The organism is Pseudobutyrivibrio sp. AR14 (assembly GCF_900101325.1).
In the GTDB taxonomy this organism is placed as follows: Bacteria; Bacillota; Clostridia; order Lachnospirales; family Lachnospiraceae; genus Pseudobutyrivibrio.
The window spans coordinates 1-5,690 of record NZ_FMUY01000030.1 but is presented as its reverse complement, the minus strand read 5'-3'; the positions used below and the strand labels follow the sequence as shown (position 1 = coordinate 5,690).

Genomic DNA, 5,690 nt, shown 5'->3' with positions numbered 1-5,690 from the left:
CCTGCGCCAGTAGGAGCATTAGGTGCCGGAGTAACTGGATTTACAATGGAATATGTGGATGAGGTATACATAAATCCAGCTCTTCGTGCTAATATCTTAAATGATGAGGCAGCCTATAATATCGACTACAAACAAGCATTAATAAATGCAGGAATAGCGGGAGCCTTTACCGCAGGAACGTATTATATTGAATCAGTGGCAGCATCTCGAAGTACAGCAGAGGTTGTGGCTAATGAAAATGCGGAATTGGCTGCTGTCGATAGTCCGGAGGTGGTTATTGAAGAAAGCGCTGATTTAGGCAATAAGCTAGATTATATGTTGGGAAAAGCTACAGGAAATAAACATAACATTCAACGCTCACAGGCTATGCAAATGGAACTAGAGAGAATAGGTATATATGATGATATAGCAGGGCGAGATTATCTTACTCAGCATTTAAATAAAGTTGTTAATGATTCAAGTAACATTAGCGGGGTTGAAAGTAGGAGCTATGTTGCAAAAGAAATATGTGGTCAACCAATCATGGAATATACAGCTACAACAAGGGAAAGCTTTTTGATGGGACAATATGGCGGAGTAAAGTTAAAAACTATTTGGGATGGAAATCGACTTTTAACCGTAATAATTGAGGGAGGATACTAATATGAACGAATTAAATATAGTGATAAACAAAAAAGAATCTTTGGAAGAACTCAGAAGATTAGTAAACGCAAATAATCTAATGAGTTTTGATGAAACATGTAATGCATATTATCACTTGACTATTGTGGATGATTATAGTATCGGAATAGCATGTAATAATTGTGGAGGTGATATAGAATATATCGTTAGTAATAATCGATATATGTATATAGGGGTAGGACTTCATCTAGTATGTGTAGATATTTTGAAAAAAGATATTTGTTTTGATAAAAACTTAAACTCTGTCTTTTGTGAGTTTTTATCGGATTCTTCAAGGAATTACTTTGCTGCAATATGCGAGTTGGATTTATGTGTATACAAAAATGAAAGTATTTTATGGAAAATAGGATTTAGAGATATGGTTGTAGATTATAAATTGATTGATGATCAATATATAAAGGTAGTTTCTGATAGAGGAGAAGAGATTCTATTTTCTATATCTGATGGAAGTGTTAGTTAATTGCTGTTAATATGATTTAGTGGACATGAAAAATGCGACACATTAAAATCTTTATTAAAAGAAAGAGATGTTGGATTAGCCTTAGAGGAAACTATGAAATATATTAAAATTGATGGTAAGATAGCGTTATCCGGTAATACAACATACGACGAAGCAAGCATAGCATTTCGAGATGATTCTATAGAAAAGGATTGCTCCTTTTGGCTAGATGGAATACATACCATTGATAATGTCGAAGGACAATTTTCAATAGGTTTGATGTTTTCACAAGATTTATTGAAACTGGTATATATCTCTTTTTTTGAAGATGATGATGAATCTTTTGAGAATGAATTCGAGTTAGAAGAACAAAAGTATAAAGAATTATTAAGGCAGCTAAGTGATAATATAAAGGAATGTGGTGGCATAAAATACGAATATGATAATAGTAATGGATATGGGGTTATCGTGATAAGATTTTAGATAAAATAAAATATAGGGCATTGGTGCAAAAGATATATTTAGCTATGAACTGTATATAAGTTTTAACCTCTAGCTGTATAAAAGTTGTAATTATTGAGATATAGGCACTCTTAACAAGTTTTTTGTTAAGAGTGCCTTTTCATAAATAGAACATTGTAAATCCAGCTATTCGCACTAATATTTTAAATGATGAGGCCGCCTATAATATTGACTACAAACAAGTATTAATCAATGCGGGAATAGCGGGAGTGCTTGCCTGAGGAACATTTAAAAAAAGCAAAGGATGAATTAGGGGCAATAGCTATTGAGTAAAAAAATGCCTATTAGTAATGTAATTTGGGATATAGATGATTTAAATAAGCCAGTGCCTTGGGGAGATAATATAAGTTCAGATATTACAGATTTATCTAACTATTTTTGTTACGAGCGAGGGAAAGGACTTGATTACACTTTTTCATAATGCTATAGATAAGGCTATTGAATTAAAATCGGATGTAACAATCGTGTCTATATGATAATTAGTTTTGTTAAAAGATTACACGAGGAAAAGACTTTACTTATGATAAAAGCTAAAGTAGATAAAGCAATTAAAAATAATAGAATGAAAGATTTACTTCTAGGGAAAGCTGATTATAAATGTGAATTGAGCGAGTTTATACCGGTAAATATGCCAACGGACTGGCCGAATATTATTAGATATATTTATATAAAATATGAGAATAATAAAAACTGTAAAAAGTTGTATGAAGCGGCATTGTTTGAAATATTAAAGGGTGATTATTATGAACTTTATTGTGGGACAATGATTGTTTTTTTGCAGATAATGAATGAACATGAAAATAACTCACCCTTTACTATTCAGACAGATAGATGTATTGAATTAATAAAAGAGGGGGTAGATAAAAAAAGAGAAGAACTTTGTGCTTCTAAAGAATGGACGGGATATTTATTTCCTGATGGATTATATGGAGACATAAAAAGGATTGATATGATATTGCAGGAAGACTATGGAATTTCAATATTAAATAACTAACTGTACTGTTAGAATTGCCGATGTCAGTAGAAAGCATAAAGGAATTAGGAATGATACATGAAATATGGAGATAATATAATGAATAGTAATGATTTTTATCAGATAGTTAAAGAAGAAGGACTGGATAAGTATAATATTGGCGATTCTAAGGATAGTTGTAGAGTGGCAAATGTTCTCGGTATAGTAGAGGATAGTAGTTGGATTGTATATGAAACCGATGAGAGAGCAGCATTTCACATACTTTCAATACATGAGTCAAAAGAGAAAGCTTATGAGGAACTTCTTATAGAGCTGAGAAATAGAAAAAGAAAAGAGGATATAATGAAAAAGATTCGCCGTAAATAAAGTGACTAATATACCATATTAGCTTCAGTGCTTTTTTATCAGGGCATTATCAACCTACCGTAGATCAGGCAATGAATTATCAAGCTCTATTTGAACAACAGGGCTTATCGTTAAATAAAACAAGGCTTGAATATTATTATATACCGATTGATGCTAAGGAATGTTGTAGTAATCCTGTACTTGAATATATAAAAATGTTAGAAGAGGTATAATAATTATGAATCATGAGATGTTTAAAAAGAAATTTATTGAAATACTCACGAGCAAAGGCGTAGATGTAAATTGAAAAACGTTTCATATGCATCCAATAGAAGAAAATAAAAAATATAATTCTATGGATGATATGTTTAGATTGGTTGTGTGCGCGCCTATAAATGAGTTAGAAAAGGGAAGAATTAAATTTTGGATTTTTACATGAATGATTAAGGAAAAACTCTTACACTTCTATAAAATAGTTCAGTAGTGCGAAGAATACTTGTTACATATGAAATTTATAAATGACTAGTTTATTTATTTCTCTTGTGCAAAGATTTAGTGCAAATAAAAAAGAGTTGTGCTGACAGTTGAGTAACTGACAGAGACATTGCATTTTTATACATTTTTTCATATTCATTAGGAGACTAACATGTTGCATATTGAAAAAGGACAAGATATAAATCAGGAATTACTTAAAAAATATAAATCAGTAGTACCATATGAATTAACAAAAATTTGGGAAGATTTTGGATTTTGTAGATTGGTGGGGGGATATCTAAAAGTAATTAATCCAGAAGATTATCAAGAATTGCTTAACGAAACATATTTTAGAGGAAAAATCTCTATTCCAATTCTAGCAACGGCTTTTGGGGATGTAATAACTCTTGAAGAAGGACAATATATTGGTATGGTTAAGTATAAAAACGGTGATTTTGTTATGCTCGCAAAAAGTTTCAAACGATTTATACAAAATCTTGACGATGACTATTTTTTTGAAAAATATTTTCAGATACCCCTGTATATAGAGGCGGTAAATAAATTAGGAAAACTAGAGCAGGATGAATGTTTTGGGTATGTGCCATTATTGGGATTAGGTGGTAGCGAAAAAGTTGATAATTTGAGTATAGTAAAAATAAGAGAACATATTGAGTTAATATCACAAATGGTAGGGAAAGTTGGCATGTAGTATTTGAGGAATAATTGAAGTATTTGAAGGTTTAACTTGAGGGTCTGACGGAAGCTAGACCCTTTAATATTATATTTCTAAAAAACATCATTTTTTATAGAGTCTGCCCCAGCATCTAAGAATGCTACAGAAGTAGTGTCGGGAGAAAATGCGGAACTGGCTGCTATCGATAGCCCGGAGATGGTTATTGAAGAGCTGGGATTATTAGCTAGCGATCCGGCACATGGATATAAAATTGAACCTCAAGGATTAAAAGAAAGAGACGTTGGATTAGCGTTAGAGGAAAGAGGAGATTTGGGGTATTATGAGTAAATATTATATTTTGGAAACCAAATTGACTAATATTAGTAAATATCTCGATAAAGTTAACATAGATGATGAGAGTACGGTCGAGTATTTACGATATTTTAAAGAATATGTAATAAAGTTAATAGAAGCAGTGAATAAAAGGAACATTAGAAATTCTGATGGCGCAGTACTAGGATTGGTAAGAGCTATATCGGATTATGATGAATTGTGTGCAGATGAAATCCTATGGTCATTAGTGATAGAAGCGGATTTGTATTATTCAAAGGAATGTAAGATATTTTGATAATATAGGACGAAAACGTAATATGGAAGATTGTTATAATGATTTTGTTGTCATAGGAGATAGAAAAGTTAATACTAAGTATTCTGTAAAAAAGATTATTAAATTTGAAAGTTTTAGTTATGTTTTATTAAAAATACCACGTGTTGATTTGGAGTACGATGAGTTAAATAATGTGTTTTGCTACGATGCACAAGGAAATTTAGTATGGCAAATTGACAATAGTATGCCATCTTGTGTTAAGAGTAAAGAGCAGATTCCATATATTGATTTAGAAATTATTGATGGATTGTTGTATGCTACAGATTTTTGGGGAAGAAGATTCTTGGTGGAGAGAACAACGGGGAAACTTTTAGATATAAAAATAGTCCATTAATTATTCTTCGCCGATTGTAAAATGAAGTTGGATAACTGAATAAAAAAGGTAAACATTTTTCATGCGAGGAACGTGTGATTGTTTAGTTACGTTTAAAGGATGAATTTTTCATCCGCGCTATTGCTAGAGAGATTGTCTATTACAGATGGAGATTTAATTAAATGTCAGTGGAATCAAAGTATAAGAAAAAAAATATGGATATTCAACAACAAATTAAAAAGGAAATGGAAAATGCTAAAAATGGAAAGAGTACAAAGGATTATACACAATTAAGAAATATATTAGAAGAACTTGAAAAAATGATGAATAATAAATGTTTACCATTGAACTATCCTAGAATAATAGTTGATTCTTGGGATTTTACTGATGAATTAGGTCTGGGATTATTAGAATTAGCAGAAATATATAAACGTTGGAAATAATTTGATGAATCACTAATGAATGATTTCGTATGTTTTTAATTATTTAATCAAACTTAATACAATCACTTAGAAAGATATTATATAGAGGCACTCCTGGCAGATTTGTTAAGAGTGCCTTTTATAAATAGAACATTGTAAAGCTAGCTATTCGTGCTAATAT

Annotated in this window: 11 protein-coding genes; all 11 read left to right on the top strand. The window is 31.1% G+C overall.

Annotated elements, in window-relative coordinates:
• Positions 1-642, top strand: a 642-nt coding sequence (locus BLP50_RS13965; RefSeq protein WP_207645750.1) for a hypothetical protein, incomplete at its 5' end; no start/stop codon positions are given.
• Position 643: 1 nt separating this feature from the next.
• On the top strand, positions 644-1,141 hold the full coding sequence (locus tag BLP50_RS13960; protein ID WP_090155847.1) for a hypothetical protein: 498 nt from the start codon (positions 644-646) through the stop codon (positions 1,139-1,141).
• Positions 1,142-1,234: 93 nt separating this feature from the next.
• Complete coding sequence (locus tag BLP50_RS13955) at positions 1,235-1,603, top strand: hypothetical protein (RefSeq protein WP_090155845.1); 369 nt, start codon at positions 1,235-1,237, stop codon at positions 1,601-1,603.
• A gap of 316 nt (positions 1,604-1,919) precedes the next feature.
• On the top strand, positions 1,920-2,063 hold the full coding sequence (locus BLP50_RS13950) for an Imm70 family immunity protein (RefSeq protein ID WP_242869290.1): 144 nt from the start codon (positions 1,920-1,922) through the stop codon (positions 2,061-2,063).
• 99 nt (positions 2,064-2,162) lie between these two features.
• On the top strand, positions 2,163-2,636 hold the full coding sequence (locus tag BLP50_RS13945) for a hypothetical protein (protein ID WP_090155843.1): 474 nt from the start codon (positions 2,163-2,165) through the stop codon (positions 2,634-2,636).
• A gap of 78 nt (positions 2,637-2,714) precedes the next feature.
• On the top strand, positions 2,715-2,981 hold the full coding sequence (locus tag BLP50_RS13940) for a hypothetical protein (RefSeq protein ID WP_090155841.1): 267 nt from the start codon (positions 2,715-2,717) through the stop codon (positions 2,979-2,981).
• 625 nt (positions 2,982-3,606) lie between these two features.
• The gene (locus BLP50_RS13935) at positions 3,607-4,143 is read left to right on the top strand and encodes a T6SS immunity protein Tdi1 domain-containing protein (protein ID WP_090155839.1); all 537 of its coding nucleotides are present in this window, start codon (positions 3,607-3,609) and stop codon (positions 4,141-4,143) included.
• Positions 4,144-4,323: 180 nt separating this feature from the next.
• Positions 4,324-4,455, top strand: coding sequence for a hypothetical protein (locus tag BLP50_RS14570; RefSeq protein WP_278335216.1), 132 nt, complete (start codon positions 4,324-4,326; stop codon positions 4,453-4,455).
• 127 nt (positions 4,456-4,582) lie between these two features.
• Positions 4,583-4,735 carry a hypothetical protein gene (locus BLP50_RS14535; RefSeq protein ID WP_242869289.1) on the top strand — a complete coding sequence of 51 codons (153 nt, stop codon included), beginning with the start codon at positions 4,583-4,585 and terminating at the stop codon, positions 4,733-4,735.
• Between the two features lie 22 nt (positions 4,736-4,757).
• Complete coding sequence (locus BLP50_RS13925; protein ID WP_090155835.1) at positions 4,758-5,108, top strand: DUF7957 family protein; 351 nt, start codon at positions 4,758-4,760, stop codon at positions 5,106-5,108.
• A 161-nt stretch (positions 5,109-5,269) separates the two neighbouring features.
• Positions 5,270-5,530: a hypothetical protein gene (locus tag BLP50_RS13920; RefSeq protein ID WP_090155833.1), complete on the top strand. Its 261-nt coding sequence runs from the start codon at positions 5,270-5,272 to the stop codon at positions 5,528-5,530.
• Positions 5,531-5,690: the final 160 nt, after the last annotated feature.

Excerpts from the sequence above, each read along its gene's own strand:
- BLP50_RS13960 (WP_090155847.1), top strand. The coding sequence starts at position 644 with ATGAACGAATTAAATATAGTGATAAACAAAAAAGAATCTTTGGAAGAA.
- BLP50_RS13955 (WP_090155845.1), top strand. The coding sequence starts at position 1,235 with ATGAAATATATTAAAATTGATGGTAAGATAGCGTTATCCGGTAATACA.
- BLP50_RS13950 (WP_242869290.1), top strand. The coding sequence starts at position 1,920 with ATGCCTATTAGTAATGTAATTTGGGATATAGATGATTTAAATAAGCCA.
- BLP50_RS13945 (WP_090155843.1), top strand. The coding sequence starts at position 2,163 with ATGATAAAAGCTAAAGTAGATAAAGCAATTAAAAATAATAGAATGAAA.
- BLP50_RS13940 (WP_090155841.1), top strand. The coding sequence starts at position 2,715 with ATGAATAGTAATGATTTTTATCAGATAGTTAAAGAAGAAGGACTGGAT.
- BLP50_RS13935 (WP_090155839.1), top strand. The coding sequence starts at position 3,607 with ATGTTGCATATTGAAAAAGGACAAGATATAAATCAGGAATTACTTAAA.
- BLP50_RS14570 (WP_278335216.1), top strand. The coding sequence starts at position 4,324 with ATGGTTATTGAAGAGCTGGGATTATTAGCTAGCGATCCGGCACATGGA.
- BLP50_RS13925 (WP_090155835.1), top strand. The coding sequence starts at position 4,758 with ATGGAAGATTGTTATAATGATTTTGTTGTCATAGGAGATAGAAAAGTT.
- BLP50_RS13920 (WP_090155833.1), top strand. The coding sequence starts at position 5,270 with ATGTCAGTGGAATCAAAGTATAAGAAAAAAAATATGGATATTCAACAA.